We start from the raw sequence: 17,002 nt of genomic DNA, 5'->3' as shown, positions 1-17,002 counted from the left end.
ATTCTTGCGGCCAGGCGAGATCATTCCCGGCGACGAGCCGGTGCCGCTGAATCCGGGGCGGGCCCGCGTGCGGCTGCGCGTGCGCAATCTCGGCGACCGCCCGGTGCAGGTCGGTTCGCATTACCACTTCGCCGCGGTCAATCCCGGGCTGGAGTTCGATCGCGAAGCCGCCCGCGGGCATCGGCTCGACGTGCCTGCCGGGACTTCGGTGCGGTTCGAGCCGGGCATCGACCGCGAGGTCGACCTGGTGCCGCTCAGCGGACACCGGCGGGTGCCGGGCCTGCGTGCCGAATACGCCGGGGAGTTCTGATGCCGGAGATCGACCGCGTCCGCTACGCCGAACTGTTCGGCCCGACCGCCGGCGACCGGATCCGGCTCGCGGACACCGATCTGCTGATCGAGGTGACCGAGGACCGGTCGATGGGTCCCGGCGGCAGCGGCGACGAGGTGCTGTTCGGCGGCGGGAAGGTGATCCGCGAGTCGATGGGCCAGGGCCTGGCCACCCGGGCTGAGGGAGCGCCGGATCTGGTGATCACCGGCGCGGTGATCCTCGACCACTGGGGCGTGGTCAAGGCCGACGTCGGGGTGCGGGACGGGCGCATCGTCGGCATCGGCAAGGCGGGTAATCCGGACACCATGGACGGAGTCGATCCGGCGCTGGTGATCGGCCCGTCCACGGAAGTGCTGGCGGGCAACGGGAAGATCCTCACCGCGGGCGGCATCGACTGCCACGTGCATTTCATCTGCCCGCAGCTGGTCGACACCGCGCTCGCGGCCGGGCTGACCACTTTGGTCGGTGGCGGCACCGGACCGAACGAGGGCACCAAGGCGACCACTGTGACGCCCGGTGCCTGGAATCTCGGCCGGGTGCTGTCCGCAATGGACGGTCAGCCGGTGAACGTGTTGCTGCTGGGAAAGGGAAACACGGTCCGGCACGAGGCGTTGCGGGAGCAGCTGGCGGCCGGAGCCGGCGGGTTCAAGCTGCACGAGGACTGGGGTTCGACGCCGGCCGCGATCGACGCCTGTCTCACCGTCGCCGACGAATCCGGCGTGCAGGTCGCCATCCACACCGACACGCTCAACGAGGCCGGATTCCTGGAGTCCACTGTGGAGGCGATCGGCGGCCGGTCGATCAACGCCTACCACACCGAGGGCGCGGGCGGCGGGCACGCGCCGGACATCATCGAGGTGTCCGGGATGGCGAACTTCCTTCCCTCGTCGACGAATCCGACCAGGCCGCACACGGTCAACACTCTCGACGAGCATCTCGACATGCTGATGGTGTGCCATCACCTGAACCCATCGGTGCCCGAGGACCTCGCCTTCGCGGAAAGCCGGATCCGGCCGAGCACGATCGCCGCCGAGGACGTGCTGCACGACCTCGGTGCGATCTCGATGATGAGTTCCGACGCGCAGGCGATGGGGCGGATCGGCGAGGTGATCATCCGGACCTGGCAGACCGCGCACGTGATGAAAGGCCGGCGCGGCGCGCTTCCCGGCGACGGCGCCGCGGACAATGTGCGCGCCCGTCGCTACGTCGCGAAGTACACGATCAATCCGGCGATCGCGCACGGTATGGACGCGGAGATCGGTTCGGTCGAGATCGGCAAACTCGCCGACCTGGTGTTGTGGGAGCCGAAGTTTTTCGGCGTGCGCCCGCACGTGGTGCTGAAGGGCGGCTTCCCGGCGTGGGCGGCGATGGGGGACGCGAACGCTTCGATTCCGACGCCGCAGCCGGTGCTCGCGCGGCCGATGTTCGGTGCCGCACCCGCGGTGGCGGCCGCGTCCAGCCTGCATTTCGTGGCACCGGAGGCAGTGGATTCCGGGGTGGCGGACCGATTCCGCATCACCCGGCCGTTGGTCGCGGTCGCCAACACCCGCCGCCGGACGAAAGCGGACATGGTGCTGAACGATGCGACCCCGCGGGTGCGGGTGGATCCGGACAGCTTCGCCGTGCGCGTGGACGGAGAGCTGATCGAACCGCATCCAGTGGCCGATTTGCCAATGGCCCAACGGTATTTCCTATTCTGATGGATCCGGCCGCCCTCATTCTCGCCGACTCCCGGTTCCCGGGCGGCGGACACGTGCATTCCGGCGGCCTCGAAGAGGCGGCCGCGCGGGGACTCGTCCGGTCCGAACGCGACCTGCCGGGATTCCTTTTTGGACGGTTGCGTACCGCGGGCCTCCTCGCCGCCGCGTTCGCCGCTGCTTCCGCGCACGCCGCGGCCCGAGCCGTCGAGCGGGTCCATTGGCGACGGCTCGATCAGGAACTCGACGCCCGCACGCCGTCGCTCGCGCAGCGGGAAGCGTCGCGCGCGCAAGGCCGGGGCACGGCGCGAGCCGGACGTGCGGCGTGGCCGTCCCCTGTGCTGTCCCAGCTGCTCGCCGAGACTCCGCGCCCGCACCATCCGGTCATCACCGGCGCGCTCGTCGGGATCAGCGGCGGCAGCCCGTTCGACGCGGCCATGGCGGTCGCCTACCTCGCGGTGAGCGGTCCGGCGAGTGCGGCGGTTCGGCTGCTCGGGCTGGACCCGTTCGCGGTGAACGCGGTGGTCGCGCGGCTTGCCGGACCGTTGCGTGAAGTGAGCGGCCAGGCCGCCGAAACCGCCGGGGCCGATCCGGCCGAGTTACCCGCGCCAGCGTCGCCGGCGCTGGATCTGTTCGCCGAGGAACACGCTCGGCATCACCAGGAAGAGGTGCGTCTCTTTGCCAGCTGAACACGGTCACGGGCATTTTCACGCGGTCAACTTCGACCCGACCGCCGCCGAACCGGATCACTACGACGCCGCGCCGACCGCCGGCCGGGCGTACCGGATCGGCATCGGCGGCCCGGTCGGCAGCGGCAAGACCGCCCTCACCGCCGCGCTGTGCCGCGCGCTCGGCGACGAGGTGAACCTGGCCGTGGTCACCAACGACATCTACACGACCGAGGACGCGGACTTCCTGCGCCGAGCGGGCGTGCTGGACCCGGAACGGATCGAGGCGGTGCAGACCGGCGCCTGCCCGCACACCGCGATCCGCGACGACATCACCGCGAACCTCGACGCGGTGGAGCGGCTGGAAGAGAAGTTTCCCGGCCTGGAGCTGGTCATCGTGGAAAGCGGTGGCGACAATCTGACCGCCGTGTTCAGCCGCGGACTGGCCGACAGCCAGATTTTCGTGGTCGACGTCGCGGGCGGGGACAAGGTGCCGCGCAAGGGCGGTCCCGGGGTGACCACGGCCGACCTGCTGGTGATCAACAAAACCGACCTCGCCCCGCTGGTCGGCGCCGACCTGACCGTGATGACCTCGGACGCCCACCACATGCGAGGCGAGCTGCCGGTGTTCACCCAGTCCCTAGTGGACACTCCGGACGCTCCGGCGGTGGCGGACTGGGTGCGCTCGCTGGTGCCGGTCCGGCAGGGGTGAAGGCGCACGCCCGCCTGGTCGCCGCCCTCGCCGGCGGGCGGACGGTGCTGCGAGAACTGAAGTCGATGGCACCGCTGACCCTTGTCCCGCGTCGGCAGCGCGGCCCGGACGCGATGGTGCACCTGGTCAACTCGGCCACCGCCCCGCTCGGCGGGGATGAACTGCACCTGGAGATTCGCGTCGAGGCAGGGGCGCAACTGAAACTCTCCGGGGTGGCGGCGACCCTCGCGTTGCCTGGCCTGCGGGAGGTGCCCAGTCTGTCCACAGTGGAGGTGCTCGTCGAGGACGGCGGTTCCTTCGAATACCTGCCGGAGCCGACCGTCGTCACCGCCCGGGCGGAGCACGTCGCCGTGCTGCGCGCCGACCTGGCCGCGGACGCCCGGTTCCAGACGCGGGAAGTTCTCGTCCTCGGCCGAGAAGGCGAACGTCCGGGCCGATTGTCCTCGACAGTGCACGTGACCCGCGGCCGAGTCCCGGCGTTGCGGCAGACGCAGACCGTCGGCGACGCTCCCTTGGACGCGAGCCTCGCGGTGCTGGCCGGGCATCGGGTGCTGGTGACCGAGCTGGAGTTCGGCGGACCGCCGCGGCCCGCGGAGTCCGGACCGTGGTGGTCGCGAACCCCGCTCGCCGCGGGCGGCGCCCTGACGACCGCGGTCGGTCCGGACGTGGTGACCGCGTTGAGCTTCGGTCTATCCGGCGTTGCGGAAAGTCGGCTCGGGCAGTGAGACCGGGCCGGCTGTGCGGCACATGTCGTGGCAGCTGCGGTCGAGCGTGCAGCACAGCGAGCAGATCGCACCGCCCTGGTTGGCGCAGTCGGCGATGTCCGGCAGTTCGTAGGCTTCGCCGCAGACCGAGCAGTTGTGCGTGGCGGTGAGGTCCTGGCCGGCCTCGGGGCCGGAAACGAGGTTGGGCCGCACCAGGTAGTACCGGCCGCGGGTGGCCACCGCGAGGGCTGGGACGAGTGCCACCGCGATCACCATCGCCAGCAGCGGGCTGAACGCCGCGAGCAGCTCGCCGAACGCGCCGAAGTAGGCCGCGATCGACACGCCGGACGCGATCAGCATGGCACCGAAGCCGACCGGGTTGATCTTGTGCAGGTAAGCCCGTTTGAACTCGATGTAGCGCGGGGAAAGGCCGAGCGGTTTCGCGATCACGAGGTCCGCGCACACCGCGCCGATCCAGGCGATCGCGACGTTCGAATAGAAGCCGAGGATCTTGTTCAGGAAACCGAACGCGCCGAATTCCATCAGGGCGAGCGCGATCCCGCAGTTGACCAGCACGTACCAGGCGCGGCCCGGATGGCGGTGCAGCACGCGGGAGAAGAAGTTCGCGAACGACAGCGAGCCGGAGTAGGCGTTCGTCGTGTTGATCTTGATCTGCGAAACCACCACGAACAACGCGGCGAAGGTGAGTGCGGCCGGTCCGAGCGCGGGGCGCACCGCCTCGAGATAGGGCGCGATCGGCTCCAGCGCCGCGGTCTTGCCCACGACGCCGAGCGCCAGGAAGGCCAGCAGCGCACCGCCGATCTGCTTCGCCGCGCCGAGCACGACCCAGCCTGGCCCGGCGGAGAGCACCGCGGCCCACCACGAGCGCTTGTTCTCCGCCGTCTTCGCGGGCATGAAACGAAGGTAGTCGGCCTGCTCGCCGATCTGTCCGATCAAGGAAAGCGCGATGCCCATGCCGAACCCGAAACCGACCGCGGAGAATCCGGACCCCGCGCCGTCGATGCCGCCGAACGTCGCGAAATCGGCGAATCGTCCGGGTTCGCGGACGAGCACGACCACGAACGGCAGCACCAGCCCGGCGATCCAGAGCGGCTGCGTCCAGGTCTGCATCTTCGCGACCGCGCCCATCCCGTAAAGCGCGAACGGCAGCACGATCAGCGTCGCCAGCAAGTAGCCGACCGGCAGCGGAATGCCGAGCGCCAGCTGGAACGCCTGGCCCATGATCGAGCCCTCGAGGGAGAAGAAGATCACGGTGAAGCTGGCGTAGACGAGCGAGGTGAGGGTGGACCCGAAGTAGCCGAATCCGGCGCCGCGGGTGAGCAGGTCCATGTCCACGCCGTAGGTCGCGCAGGCCCGCGCGATCGGAATGCCGGTCACGAAGATCACCACCGCGGCGGCCAGGATGGCGAGCACCCCCGAGGTGAAGCCGTAGGACAGCACGATGCTGGCGCCGATGGCGAAGTCGGCGAGGTAGGCGATCCCGCCCAGCGCGGTCGTCGCGACGACGAACGGCGACCAGCGCCGGAACGATTGCGCGGCGAAGCGCAGTGAGTAGTCCTCGCGGTTTTCGTTGGCGGCGAGCGCGGCGTAGGTGCGTTGTGGTTTTCGCGTGTCGTCGCGTTCGGACAGAGTTTCGGTCATCTGGCCTGCCTCCGTGACTGGGGACGGGTGCCGGAGCAGGTCGAAAGGTAGGTGCGGCCTGTATCGATCAGGGACCAGCCCGTGAACGACGCGTTACAACTCGGCGTCCTGCGGTTACGGCCCGATGGCGGGCCAGGCGTGGCAGGAGTCACCGTTCGGTGGGTTTCGCCGCGACCGGCGAGCCAATACCGTCGCTGGATAGCCGTGATTCGACACCCTCACCAGGGGTAACGGAGGTTGGGCCGGATGACATCGGAGATCGACGAGGCGGTCGTGCGGCTGCCTGGCATGCGGGTGGCCTACGACAGCGCGCCGTTTGACGAGTCCGCGCTCGCGGCCACGTGGCATGATCAGCTGGAAAGCTGGCTGAGCCAGGCGGTGTCCGAAGCACTCGCGGAACCCAACGCGATGGTGCTCGCGACCGCCGACGTCGAAGGCAGGCCGTCCTCGCGGACGGTGCTGTGCAAGGGCTTCGATGAACGCGGAGTGGTTTTCTACACGAACTACACGTCGGCGAAGAGCCATGACCTGACGGCGACGCGCTACGCGTCGGCCACCTTCCCGTGGTACCCGCTGCACCGGCAGGTGACGATCCGCGGCGAGGTCGAGAAGGTCACCGCCGACGAGACGGCCGCCTACTGGGCCCAGCGCCCGCGCGGTTCGCAGCTGGGAGCGTGGGCGTCGCCGCAGTCGCGGGTCGTCGAAGGGCGGCGTGCGCTCGACAACGCGCTGCGGAACATCGAACGCCGGTTCGCCGATGTCGAGCAGATTCCGGCCCCGCCGCATTGGGGCGGCTGGCGGATTCGGCCGGATTTCGTGGAGTTCTGGCAGGGGCGGGAGGACCGGATGCATGACCGGCTTCGGTTCCACCGGACCCACGATGGGTGGCACGTGGAGCGGTTGGCTCCGTGAGGTTTGGGTGGGTTTGGACGCCGTTCCTGGGGTTGGTCCTGGGGGCGGCGTTTCTGTTTTGGTTTGTGCGTGGGCGGCTCGTCGCCTGGCGGCGACATTGCTTTGGTGAGGGGCGTGGGCACCCCGAAGCTTGATTGTGCAGGGAGGCTTCGTATCGGGGTGCAGGGCGGGGGCTGGCTGCCTTGGTGAGTTGAGTGGGGTGGCTGCGCGTTGGTATGGCGGGGTGCGGGGTGGTGTGCGTGCCTCGGTCGTAGGGTGCAGTGGCTGCGGTTGGCGGTGGGGAGGGGGCGCTCCGGAACTGGCCTGCCAACTGGCGTCCGGCCGTTCCGAAATCCGGCGCGACCAGCATGCGGGGAAAATCACCTGCGCCAAGTTCGTTAGCGCAGCTAAGCTGATAGCTCGTGACTTCAGAACCGGGGATACGCCCGCCCCGTACCGGGGCTCGCAAGCTCCTCGGCCGGATCGTCGTTGACACTCGTCCGCTTAAGATTCCGGCGTTTCGGCGGCTGTGGATGTCCACCGCGGTCACCGCGGTCGGGTCGCAGCTCACTGCGGTCGCGGTGCCGAAGCAGGTTTTCGATCTCACCGGATCGTCCGGTTACGTTGGGCTGACCGGGGCTGTCGCGCTTGTGCCGCTGCTTGTGTTCGGGCTGTGGGGCGGGGCGATCGCGGACGCGGTCGATCGGCGGAAGCTGCTGCTCGTCACCAACAACGGCGTCGCGATCACCTCCGCGTTGCTCTGGCTCCAGGCCTTCTCCGGGATGCGCTCGGTGTGGCTCGTGCTCGGGCTGCTCGCCGCGAACCAGGCGTTCTTCGCGATCAACATGCCTACGCGCGGGGCGGTCGTCGCTCGGTTGGTGCCCGCCGCGTTGCTGCCGTCTGCGAACGCGCTCAACACCACGATGTCCACGTTCGGCGCGGTGTTCGGGCCGCTGTTCGGCGGGGCGCTGATCCCGGTGATCGGACTGTCCACTTTGTACCTGGTGGATGTCTGCGCACTGGCGATCACGCTGATCGCGGTGTGGCGGCTGCCCTCGATCCCGCCGCTCGGCGAGGGCGCGCGCAGGGCGGGGATCGGCTCGGTCGTCGACGGATTCCGGTATCTGGCGCACCAGAAAGTGCTGCTCGCGTCGTTCGTCGTCGACATTATCGCGATGGTCGCCGGCATGCCGCGCGCGTTGGTCCCGGAGATGGCCGAGCGTACGTTCGGCGACCCGCCCGGCGGCGGTCCGGCGCTCGGCCTGCTGTACGCCGCGCTGCCCGCGGGCGCGATGCTGATCGGCTTGTTCTCCGGCTGGCTGCACCGGGTGCAGCGGCAAGGCGCGGCGGTCGTCATCGCGATCTGCTGCTGGGGCGCGGCGATGGCGGCGTTCGGGCTCGCGCACGCGCTGTGGCTGGCCGTGGTGTTCATGGCGCTCGGCGGCGCCGCGGACATGGTCAGCTCGGTCTACCGGCAGGCGATCCTGCAGACCGCCACCACCGACGAGATGCGCGGACGGCTGCAGGGCGTGTTCACCGTGGTCGTCGCGGGCGGGCCGCGGATCGCCGATCTCACCCACGGCTGGTCCGCGGCGGCGTGGGGGACCAAGGTCGCGGCCACCGGCGGCGGCCTGCTGGTGATCGTGCTGGTGGTGGCCTCGCTGGTCGTGCTGCCCGGGTTCTGGCGGTACCGCGCTCCGCGGGAAGAGGGGCACTAACCAGGGCGTTACTCCATTCGGACTAGCATGCCCTGACATGCGTGCCTACCCGATCGCTCTGTTGATCTCCGCCGCCGCTGTCCTCACTGCCTGCTCTTCCGGGGAGCAGAAAACCGCCGCCCCGACCCCGCCGCCCGCGAGCAAGGCTCCGGCCTCCTCATCCGCGCCCGCGAACAAGACCGCCGACACCTGCTCCTTGCTGCCGCCCGACGACGTCAGCAAGGCGATCAAGATCCCGAACATCACCTCCAAGGCCGGTCCCGCCCACGACAACCCGAGCAACGGCGGCAAGGCCACGAGCTGCGAATACCTCCTCGAAGGCAAGACCGCCGGCGCGCTCGCGGTGACCCGCTACGAGGGCCGCAAGGCCAAGCCCGCCGACATGATCGCCGCGATCAAGAAGGCCAAGCCGGGCGCGGTCGACGTGCCGGGCTTCGCGGACGGCGCGGTTTTCTACACCGACGAGCAGAAGACCGCCACGCTCGCCGCCGCCAAGGTCTCCAACGGGGTTCCGGTGCTGGTCAACTACACCGGACCGGTCAAGATGACCAAGGAAATGATGACCCCGCTCGTGCACACGGCGGTCGCGAAGGCCTGATCGGCGGACTTTCCGTCCAAGTCCGGACAAGGCACACTAACCGCCCATGACGGACGTGAGCGAGGGCAGGGCCGAGGCCGCCGAACCGGCGCTGCTGCGGGTCATGGGCCCGAAGCTGCTGCTGTTCTTCGTGGTCGGCGACATCATCGGCACCGGCGTGTACGCGCTGACCGGGCAGGTGGCCGGACGCGTCGGCGGCGCGTTGTGGCTGCCGTTCCTGCTGGCCTTCGTGGTCGCGTTCCTGACCGCGTTCAGCTATCTCGAACTGGTCGGAAAGTACCCGCGCGCGGCCGGCGCGGCGCTGTACACGAACAAGGCGTTCGGGGTGCCGTTCCTGACCTTCTTGGTCGCGTTCGCGGTGATGTGCTCCGGGATCACGTCGGCGTCGTCGGCCGCGGTGGCGTTCGGCGCGACCTATCTCGCGGCGTTCGTGAAGCTGCCGACGGTGCTGGTCGGCATCGCGTTCGTGCTCCTGCTGGCGTTGATCAACTTCCGCGGCGTCGGCGAATCAGTGAAGGCCAATGTCGTGCTCACCTGCATCGAGCTGTCCGGGTTGCTGATCATCATCGGCGTCGGCGTGTGGGCGGTGCTGAACGGGGACGGCGAACCGTCCCGGCTGGTCGAGATCGACACCGCGGACAAGACCTGGCTGGTGGCCATCTCCTCGGCGACGTCGCTGGCGTTCTTCGCGATGGTGGGCTTCGAGGACTCGGTGAACATGGCAGAGGAATGCCATGACCCAGTGCGGATTTTCCCGCGCGCGATGCTGTGGGGCATGGTCATCGCGGCGACGATTTACGTGCTCGTCTCGGTGACGTCGTCGCTGCTGGTCCCGGCCGCCGAGCTGGCGGGAGCGAAGAGCGACGCGCTGCTGAAGGTGCTCGACGTGGGCGCGCCGGGCTTCCCGCGGGAGATCTTCTCCGCCATCGGCCTCTTCGCGGTGATCAACTCCGCGCTGATCAACATGCTGATGGCCAGCCGGCTGCTGTACGGCCTCGCGAACGAACGCGTGCTGCCGCCGGTGTTCGGCCGCGTGCATCCGACCCGTCGGACGCCGTGGGTGTCCATCATTTTCACCAGCGCCATCGCCATCGGTCTGGTGTCCTTTGTGGACATCAGTGCGCTCGGCGGGACGACCGCGTTGCTGCTGCTCGTGGTATTCGCCATCGTCAATGTCGCGCTTTTGGTGCTGCGCAAGGACAAGGTGCCGCACAAGCATTTCCGCGCGCCGACGGCGGTGCCGGTGCTGGCCGCGGTGTTCTGCCTCTACCTGGTCAGCCCGCTGTCCGGTCGCCCGGCGCAGGACTACCAGGTGGCGGGCATCCTGCTCGCCGTCGGCGTCGTGCTGTGGGTGGTGAACCTCCTGGTGAAGCGGATGCTCAGTGGTGCGTCATCGCGGCCTGGAGCCACCAAGCGCTGAACCCGGCGATTTTCGCGTCGACCACCAGCGGACGGTCGAGTCCGGCGGCGACCCGCCCCGCCACCTCGTCGAGGTCTTCCTTGGCGCGGACGGTGACCGCGTCGCAGCCGTAACCGCGGGCGATCGCGGCGAGGTCAGTGTCCGGGAAGGTCACCGTGTCGGCTGGATGTCCGCCAGGTGCGAAGAAGTACACCTCGGCGCCGTAGGCGTGATCGTTGTAGACGACGATCAGCATCGGCAGCTTGAGCCGGACGACGGTTTCCAGTTCGGCGATGCTCATCAGGAATCCGCCGTCGCCGCACATCGCGACCGGGAAACGGTCCGGCTGGGCGAGCGCCGCGCCGATCGCGGTCGCCAGTCCGAGGCCGATCGACTGGAACGCCTGGGTGAAGCAGAACCCGTTCTCGTCCGGGACGTCGAGGTACATCGTGGGATAGCCCATGAAATTCCCGGAATCGACGCCGACGACCCGGTTGGCCGGAACGAGGTCGTCGAGCGCGGCGGACAACGTACGGGGGTCGATGACCTCGGCGGTCCCGGCGTCTTCGTATTCGTAGTCGCGCCAACGGATTTCCCGGGAGATCCGGTCGTTGAGCTCGTCGCTGCGGTATCCACTGTGGACCTCGATCAGTTCGGCCACCGCCGCGGCGGTACCGGCGACGTCGCCGACAATGCCCAGATCCACCGGCCGGTTACGGCCCAGCGCGGCGGACTCCAGATCGACCTGCACCAGTGCGGTGCCCGGCGAAAGCAGCCGGCCGTGCGCGGTGGTCCAGTCGTTGAGGGCCGAACCCCAGCCGACGACGACGTCCGCACCTTGGATCAGCTCGGTCGTCAGCGGAGACGAAAACCCGCCGGACACTCCGATCGCCCACGGTTCACCGGCGAACAGTCCTTTCGCGACCGCGCCCTCGGCGAGCAACGCTCCGCAACGGTCCGCCAGTTCGACCAGTTCCGTCCGGGCGGCGCGAGATCCGCGTCCACAAAGGAATACCGGACGCTCGGCGCGCTGCAGTAGCGAAGCTAGCGCCTGTACCTCCGCTTGCGCGGCACGCGGTTGCGGCAGTGGCTCGATCGCGGCCAGCCCCTCGAGGAGGCTTTCGTCGAACGGCTCGGCCTGCACCTCCAGCGGGAGTCGCAAAAGGACAGTCCGTCGATCACGTCGAGCTTGGGTGAACGCTCGGCGCACGTCGGCCAGCGCGGTTTCCGCGGACCGCACCAGAATGCTGCTCGCCCCCACGGACCGAGCCAGCGCGTCCTGGTCGATGTGGAAGTTCGACAGCGGGTCAGTTGCCTCGCCGGTCACGATGACCAGCGGCGTCCGGCTTTTCGCCGCTTCGCCGATCCCGGTGGTCGCGTTGCCCAGCCCGCAACCCTGATGCACCGACACCGCCGCGACCTCGCCGCTGCACCGCGCGTAGGCGTCGGCCATCGTGGTCGCGCCGCCCTCGTGCCGGGCGGCGACGAACTCGGCCCCGCCCTGAAGCAAGCCATTGGTGAAGTGGAAGTTCCCGCTCCCGACCACGCCGAACGCCTTGCGGACGCCGAACCGCGCCAACGCGATCCCGACGGCTTGGGCGACATTCACGACTGAACTCCCGGCGTCACCGCGAGCACCCGCGCCGGGCTGCCGGTCCCGCCGACGATCGGCAGCGGGCAGACCACGACGAGCGCGCCGGCCGGCGGCAGCGAGCCGAGATTCTGCAACGACGTGATGCCGTATTTGTCCGCGCCGAGCAAATGGTGGTGCGCGGGCATCGGCGGGTCGAGCGCGAAACCGTTCCCGGAGTCGATGCCGACGGTTTCCACGCCGTAGCCGGCGATCGGCGTTTCCTCGGCAAGCCATTTCGCCGCGGCCGCCGAGATTCCCGGGGTGTGGCTGGTGCCGTCGGAGAAATTGAGGAACGCGTCGCGGTCCTGCGCGTACTGGTCCCATCCGGAGTGCACGAGCAGCCAACCGCCCGGGCGCAACGGACCGTGCTCGGCTTCCCACGTCTGGATGTCCTCGATTTCCAGCAGAAAGTCTGGATTGTCGGCAACGCGCGCGGAGATGTCGAGGACGTGCGCGGGTCCGATCAGTCTGCCGACCGGCAGCTCCGAAACGTCCGCGCCGTCGCGGTTGGAGATCCAGTGTCTCGGAGCGTCGAGATGGGTGCCGATGTGCTCGCCGGTGTGGATGTTGTGGTGCCGCCACAGCGGCCCGGAATCGTCGAACTCGCTGACCGGTTCGAGGCTGAAGTCGATCAGGTTCGCGAACGGCTCGGGCAGCCGGAGCGTCGGGGTGGCGGCGCTGAGCTTGTTGGTGAGGTCGACGACCTGCAGCCGGCCGTCGGCCAGCTGGGCCAGGAGCTGGTCGACCCCGGTGTCGGCGGGGATGCTCATCGGTGCGTCCTCTCGGTCGCGGGGCGCTATTGCGGATCCTTGACGGTCGTTGACAGCGCGGAAGGCCCTATCTACAGTACCGGTTTCAGCGGCGCTGACGGAATAGCCGCCAACGATCAGTCAGGGTGAACGCGGAAGCTCGACCAGGGAGTCCGGAGGCCGGTGTCGGAGCGAGCATCGACGCACGGTGCTCACGCCATTACGGTGGCGAGCGGACCGGTTCCGCGGCCGCGCCCGCCAGTTACGGAACGGAGTGTCGTGACCGACCAGCCCAGCCCAGCCGCGTTCCGGGCGCGGTTTCCCGCCTTCGCCGACTCGGTGCACCTCGCAAGCTGCAGTCAGGGCGCGCTCTCGGACGCGCTGACCGCTGAGCTTCTCGAGTTCCAGCACACGATCCGCGAGCACGGGGCGCCGTGGGACAGGTGGATGGCGAAGGTCGCCGAGGCGCGAGCCTTGTTCGCGCAGCTGATCGGTGCGGACGCGGACGACATCGCCGTCGTGCCCTCCGCGTCCGAAGGGGCGTATCAGGTGGCGTCCACGCAGGCATGGGCGCGGCGACCGGAAATTGTCACGACCGACCTGGAATTTCCGTCGCTGGCCCACGTTTGGCTGGCGCAGCGAGGCCGCGGCGCGGACGTTCGGTTCGTCGCGCACCACGACGGACTGGTCGACGCCGAGGATTACGCCGCATTGATCACCGAGCAGACGCGACTGGTGTCTGTCCCGCTGGTCAGTTACGCCAACGGGCTCCGTTTCCCGGTCCGCGAAGTTGCCGCGCTGGCAAGGGAAAAGGGGGCCCGAAGCTTTGTCGACGCATACCAGGGCCTCGGCGTCGAGCCGGTCGATGTCACCGAACTCGGTTGCGATTATCTGGTCAGCGGCAGCCTGAAATATCTGCTCGGCATCTCCGGGATCGCGTTCCTCTATGTGCGGCCGGGCGTGCGCGACGAGGTTTCCCCGCCGCTGACCGGGTGGTTCGGCCGGACGAACCCGTTCGAATTCGACCCGCGGCACCTCGACTATCCCGAGCACGCCCGCCGCTTCGAGACCGGGACGCCGTCGATCCCGTCCGCGTACGGCGCGGTCGCCGGGCTGAAGTTGCTGCACCAGGTGGACGCGCACCGCATTCGGGACCACATTGGACGGTTGACCGGGCAGTTGCAGCAGCGGTTGCTCGACGCGGGGGAGAAACTCCGGTCCCCGCTGGACGACGCGCGGCGCGGTCCGCTCGTCGCCTTGGCGGACCGCGATCCCGACGCACTGGCGGCGTTTCTCGCCGGGCGGCGGATCGTCTGCAGTGCCCGCGGCGACGTGCTGCGGATGTCCTTGCACTACTACAACGTCGAGTCCGATCTCGACGCCGTCATCGCGGCGATCGCCGAGCACCGGGCGAGCCAGTAGGGAGCAGACATGGCCGAGTCCCCGTCCCCGAGCCGGTTGCAGCGGAGGCTGCGCAGCAGGCAGTTGACGATGATCGGAATCGGCGGGGCCATCGGCACCGGTCTGTTCCTCGGCTCGAGCCTGGCGATCTCGCACGCCGGGCCGGCCGTCGTGCTCGCCTACGTCCTTTGCGGACTCGTCGCGCTGGCGATTTCGTGGGCGCTGGCGGAAATGGTGGTGGTGCACCCGGCCGCGGGCGCGTTCGGCAGCATCGCGCACAAGTATCTCGGCGCGGGCAGCGGGTTCGTCGTGCGCTGGGCGTATTGGGCCATGCAAGTGATCGCGATCGGCGGGGAGACCATCGCGGCCGGCGTGTACGTCCAGTTCTGGTGGCCGCGGATTCCGCTGTGGGTGCCGGTCGCGGTGTTCTCGCTGATGGTGATCGTCGTCAACGGCGCGGCGGTGCACATTTTCGGCGAGTTCGAGTACTGGTTCGCGATGATCAAGGTGTGCGCGATCCTGGTGTTCGTCGCGCTCGGCCTGATTCTCGTGTTCTTCGGCCTGCCGAAGTCGCCCGCGCCCGGTTTCGCGAATCTCGGTTCCGGCGGCGGATTCCTGCCGAACGGCGTGTCCGGGCTGTTGCTGGCGATGGTGTTCGTGCTGTTCAGCTACATCGGCACCGAGGTGGTTTCGGTGACCGCGGCGGAATCGGAGAACCCGACTCGCGACATCCCGCGCGCGGCCTGGGCGATGGTGGTGCGGCTGGCCGTCTTCTACGTCGCGGCGATGCTGGTGGTCGTGCTGGTGGTGCCGTGGACGGTGACCGGCCAAGGCGGTTCCATCACGGCCAGCCCGTTCGTCCGCGTGTTCCAGGCCGCGGGAGTCCCGGCCGCGGCGACGATCATGAACTTCGTCGTCCTGACCGCGGCGTTGTCGAGCGCGAACACCAACCTCTACCTCACCACGCGGATGTTGCATTCCCTCGCTGAGCACCGGTTCGCCCCGTCCTGGGCGGGGCGGCTGACCAAATCCGGAGTTCCGCGCAACGCACTCGTGCTCTCCACCGCGGGCCTGGTGATCGCGACCATTCTGTCCAAGAATTCCGATTCCAGCGCGTATCTCGTGCTCTTCGGCATTTCGATCTTCGCCGCGCTCGTGGTGTGGATGATCATTCTGGTGACGCACCTGGCGTTCCGGGTCCGTCGCCGCCGTGCCGGGCTGCCGCCGTCGCCAGTGCGGTTGTGGGGTGCGCCAGTGGTGAACGTCGTGGTGATCGCTTTCCTCGCCACGGTACTGGTTTCGACGTTCTGGATCGAAGGACTCGACCCGGCGTGGAAGTTCGGGATTCCGTTCTTCGTCCTGCTCGTGGTGGCCTATCTGGTGCTGCGGATGACCGGACGCGCGAACCGGGTCGCGGAAGCGGAATTGGAGGATTCGACGCTGGTCCGCGAGAAAGCCTGATCACGGGACGAGGTGGGCGGCGAGTTCGGCTGCCGCCTGCTGGATTTGCGCGGCGAAATCCGTGTCCTCGGGCTTTTCGGTCCATCGCTCGAACGCGGTCTGGAAGATCGCGACGCCGACCTGCGCGAGCATCTTCGCGCTCGATTCGGTCGCGCCGCGTTCCTGCAACGCTTCGACAACCGCGGCGGTGACGGCCGCCAGTTTCGTGCGCTCCCGTTCCTGCAGTTCCGGACTGGACGCGATGATCGCGCGCCGTTGCGCGGCATGGGAAACCAGGCCGGCGAACAAATCGCCAGCGTCGACGAGCGCCGCCAGCAGCGCGGGAAACAGCGGGAGTGCGGGGTCGGCGCGCCGGACGGCGTCGGCCATCGCGTCCGGGACTTGCTCGGAGCCAGCGAACAGCACGTCGCGCTTGTCCGCGAAGTACCGCGAGAACGTTCGACGGGTCAGCCCGGCGCGCTCGGTGATCTGGGTGACGGTGGCGTTCTCGTAGCCGTGTTCGGCGAACAGCTCCAGCGCGGCCGCGCGGAGCCGCTCCTTGGCTTCGGGGTCCCAGCGCGGCATGGGGTGAGTTTAGCAGTGATGACTCAGTGGGTCATCACTGCTACTGTTGATGTCTCACTGCGTCATCACCTTTCGGAGGGCAGCTCATGTCTTTGCTTGACCAGCGGGTCGTCGTCATCGGCGGCAGTTCGGGGATGGGATTGGCGACCGCCAAGGCCGCCGCGGCGGCGGGCGCGTCCGTCACGATCGCGTCGAGCGGCAAGGACCGCCTGGACGCGGCGCTCGCCGAATTGCCGGACAGCTGCGACGGATTCGTCACCGACGTACGCGACGAGGCGAACGTCTCGGCCCTGTTCGAGCACGTCGGCGCGCTGGACCACCTCGTCTACACCGCAGGCGATATGCCGGATCAGCGGCCGTGGACCGAACTGTCTCTCGGCGACGCGCAGAGCGGGTTTTACGTCCGTTTCTGGGGTGCCGTCAGTGCGGCGAAGCACGCCGCGCCGCGCATCCGGCCCGGCGGTTCGATCGTGCTGACGTCCGGGATCCTGGGCCTCCGCCCGATGCCCGGCGCCGCGCTCGCGGCCGGTTCCGTCGGCGCGGTCGAGGGGCTGGCGCGCGGCCTGGCCGTCGACTTGGCCCCGGTGCGGGTCAACACGGTCCGCCCGGGGCCGGTCCACACCCCGATGTGGGACGGCCTGCCGCAGCCTCAACTGGACGCGATGGTCGCCGCGTTCGCCAACCGCACCCTGACCAAATCGGTCGGCGAGGCGGATCAAGTGGCGGCGACGAATGTGTACTTGATGGAAAACCGGTTCGTCACCGGTGCGGTGATCACTGTGGACGGAGGTTACGTGCTTACCGGAAGCTGAAC

16 protein-coding genes are annotated in these 17,002 nt (G+C 68.8%); 12 read left to right on the top strand and 4 right to left on the bottom strand.

The window, feature by feature from the left end; translation table 11 throughout:
• Nucleotides 1–4: 4 nt before the first annotated feature.
• Genes L942_RS38075 through L942_RS38055 form a run of 5 tightly spaced genes read left to right on the top strand, consistent with a single transcriptional unit; the run spans nt 5 to nt 4,133 of the window.
• Nucleotides 5–310 (top strand): urease subunit beta, encoded by a 306-nt coding sequence (locus L942_RS38075; protein WP_037369602.1) that lies wholly within the window; start codon nt 5–7, stop codon nt 308–310.
• The gene (locus tag L942_RS38070) at nt 310–2,031 is read left to right on the top strand and encodes an urease subunit alpha (protein ID WP_037369600.1); all 1,722 of its coding nucleotides are present in this window, start codon (nt 310–312) and stop codon (nt 2,029–2,031) included. The genes L942_RS38075 and L942_RS38070 overlap by 1 nt, the downstream gene beginning before the upstream one ends.
• A complete protein-coding gene (locus L942_RS38065; RefSeq protein ID WP_037369599.1) occupies nt 2,031–2,717 on the top strand; it encodes an urease accessory protein UreF in 687 nt (228 codons plus the stop codon). The genes L942_RS38070 and L942_RS38065 overlap by 1 nt, the downstream gene beginning before the upstream one ends.
• The gene (gene ureG, locus L942_RS38060) at nt 2,707–3,408 is read left to right on the top strand and encodes an urease accessory protein UreG (protein ID WP_037369597.1); all 702 of its coding nucleotides are present in this window, start codon (nt 2,707–2,709) and stop codon (nt 3,406–3,408) included. The genes L942_RS38065 and ureG overlap by 11 nt, the downstream gene beginning before the upstream one ends.
• A complete protein-coding gene (locus L942_RS38055; RefSeq protein ID WP_037369595.1) occupies nt 3,405–4,133 on the top strand; it encodes an urease accessory protein UreD in 729 nt (242 codons plus the stop codon). The genes ureG and L942_RS38055 overlap by 4 nt, the downstream gene beginning before the upstream one ends.
• On the opposite strand, the gene L942_RS38050 is transcribed toward L942_RS38055, so the two are convergent.
• Nucleotides 4,098–5,774, bottom strand: a complete 1,677-nt coding sequence (locus tag L942_RS38050; RefSeq protein WP_037369592.1) for a purine-cytosine permease family protein — start codon at nt 5,772–5,774, stop codon at nt 4,098–4,100. The genes L942_RS38055 and L942_RS38050 overlap by 36 nt on opposite strands.
• A gap of 246 nt (nt 5,775–6,020) precedes the next feature.
• Here L942_RS38050 and pdxH point away from each other — a divergent pair, with 246 nt between their 5' ends.
• The 4 genes from pdxH to L942_RS38030 all read left to right on the top strand — a co-directional run bounded on the left by pdxH (nt 6,021) and on the right by L942_RS38030 (nt 10,401).
• Entirely contained in the window at nt 6,021–6,686 is a 666-nt protein-coding gene (pdxH, locus tag L942_RS38045) for a pyridoxamine 5'-phosphate oxidase (RefSeq protein WP_037369590.1), read from the top strand.
• Between the two features lie 419 nt (nt 6,687–7,105).
• Nucleotides 7,106–8,383 (top strand): MFS transporter, encoded by a 1,278-nt coding sequence (locus L942_RS38040; RefSeq protein ID WP_037369712.1) that lies wholly within the window; start codon nt 7,106–7,108, stop codon nt 8,381–8,383.
• 37 nt (nt 8,384–8,420) lie between these two features.
• Nucleotides 8,421–8,981, top strand: coding sequence for a DUF3558 domain-containing protein (locus L942_RS38035; protein WP_037369587.1), 561 nt, complete (start codon nt 8,421–8,423; stop codon nt 8,979–8,981).
• A gap of 46 nt (nt 8,982–9,027) precedes the next feature.
• Entirely contained in the window at nt 9,028–10,401 is a 1,374-nt protein-coding gene (locus tag L942_RS38030; protein WP_037369584.1) for an APC family permease, read from the top strand.
• Here the strand turns inward: L942_RS38030 and L942_RS38025 are convergent.
• Entirely contained in the window at nt 10,361–11,989 is a 1,629-nt protein-coding gene (locus L942_RS38025; RefSeq protein WP_037369582.1) for a thiamine pyrophosphate-binding protein, read from the bottom strand. The two genes, L942_RS38030 and L942_RS38025, sit on opposite strands and share 41 nt — an antisense overlap.
• Nucleotides 11,986–12,783: a cyclase family protein gene (locus L942_RS38020; RefSeq protein ID WP_051166524.1), complete on the bottom strand. Its 798-nt coding sequence runs from the start codon at nt 12,781–12,783 to the stop codon at nt 11,986–11,988. Before L942_RS38020 ends, L942_RS38025 begins: the two co-directional genes overlap by 4 nt.
• 258 nt (nt 12,784–13,041) lie before the next feature.
• On the opposite strand from L942_RS38020, the gene L942_RS38015 reads away from it, so the two are divergent.
• Together L942_RS38015 and L942_RS38010 are read left to right on the top strand one after the other, a co-directional pair.
• Nucleotides 13,042–14,184, top strand: coding sequence for an aminotransferase class V-fold PLP-dependent enzyme (locus tag L942_RS38015; RefSeq protein ID WP_037369579.1), 1,143 nt, complete (start codon nt 13,042–13,044; stop codon nt 14,182–14,184).
• Between the two features lie 9 nt (nt 14,185–14,193).
• Nucleotides 14,194–15,624 (top strand): amino acid permease, encoded by a 1,431-nt coding sequence (locus L942_RS38010; RefSeq protein WP_037369577.1) that lies wholly within the window; start codon nt 14,194–14,196, stop codon nt 15,622–15,624.
• On the opposite strand, the gene L942_RS38005 is transcribed toward L942_RS38010, so the two are convergent.
• Nucleotides 15,625–16,188 (bottom strand): TetR family transcriptional regulator, encoded by a 564-nt coding sequence (locus L942_RS38005; protein WP_037369574.1) that lies wholly within the window; start codon nt 16,186–16,188, stop codon nt 15,625–15,627.
• Nucleotides 16,189–16,274: 86 nt separating this feature from the next.
• Here L942_RS38005 and L942_RS38000 point away from each other — a divergent pair, with 86 nt between their 5' ends.
• Nucleotides 16,275–17,000, top strand: coding sequence for an SDR family oxidoreductase (locus L942_RS38000; RefSeq protein WP_037369571.1), 726 nt, complete (start codon nt 16,275–16,277; stop codon nt 16,998–17,000).
• Nucleotides 17,001–17,002 lie beyond the last annotated feature (2 nt).

Source organism: Amycolatopsis orientalis DSM 43388 (assembly GCF_000411975.1).
Taxonomy (GTDB): domain Bacteria; phylum Actinomycetota; class Actinomycetes; order Mycobacteriales; family Pseudonocardiaceae; genus Amycolatopsis; species Amycolatopsis orientalis_D.
The sequence above is the reverse complement of the archived record's forward strand: the minus strand, read 5'-3'. Positions and strand labels throughout refer to the sequence as shown.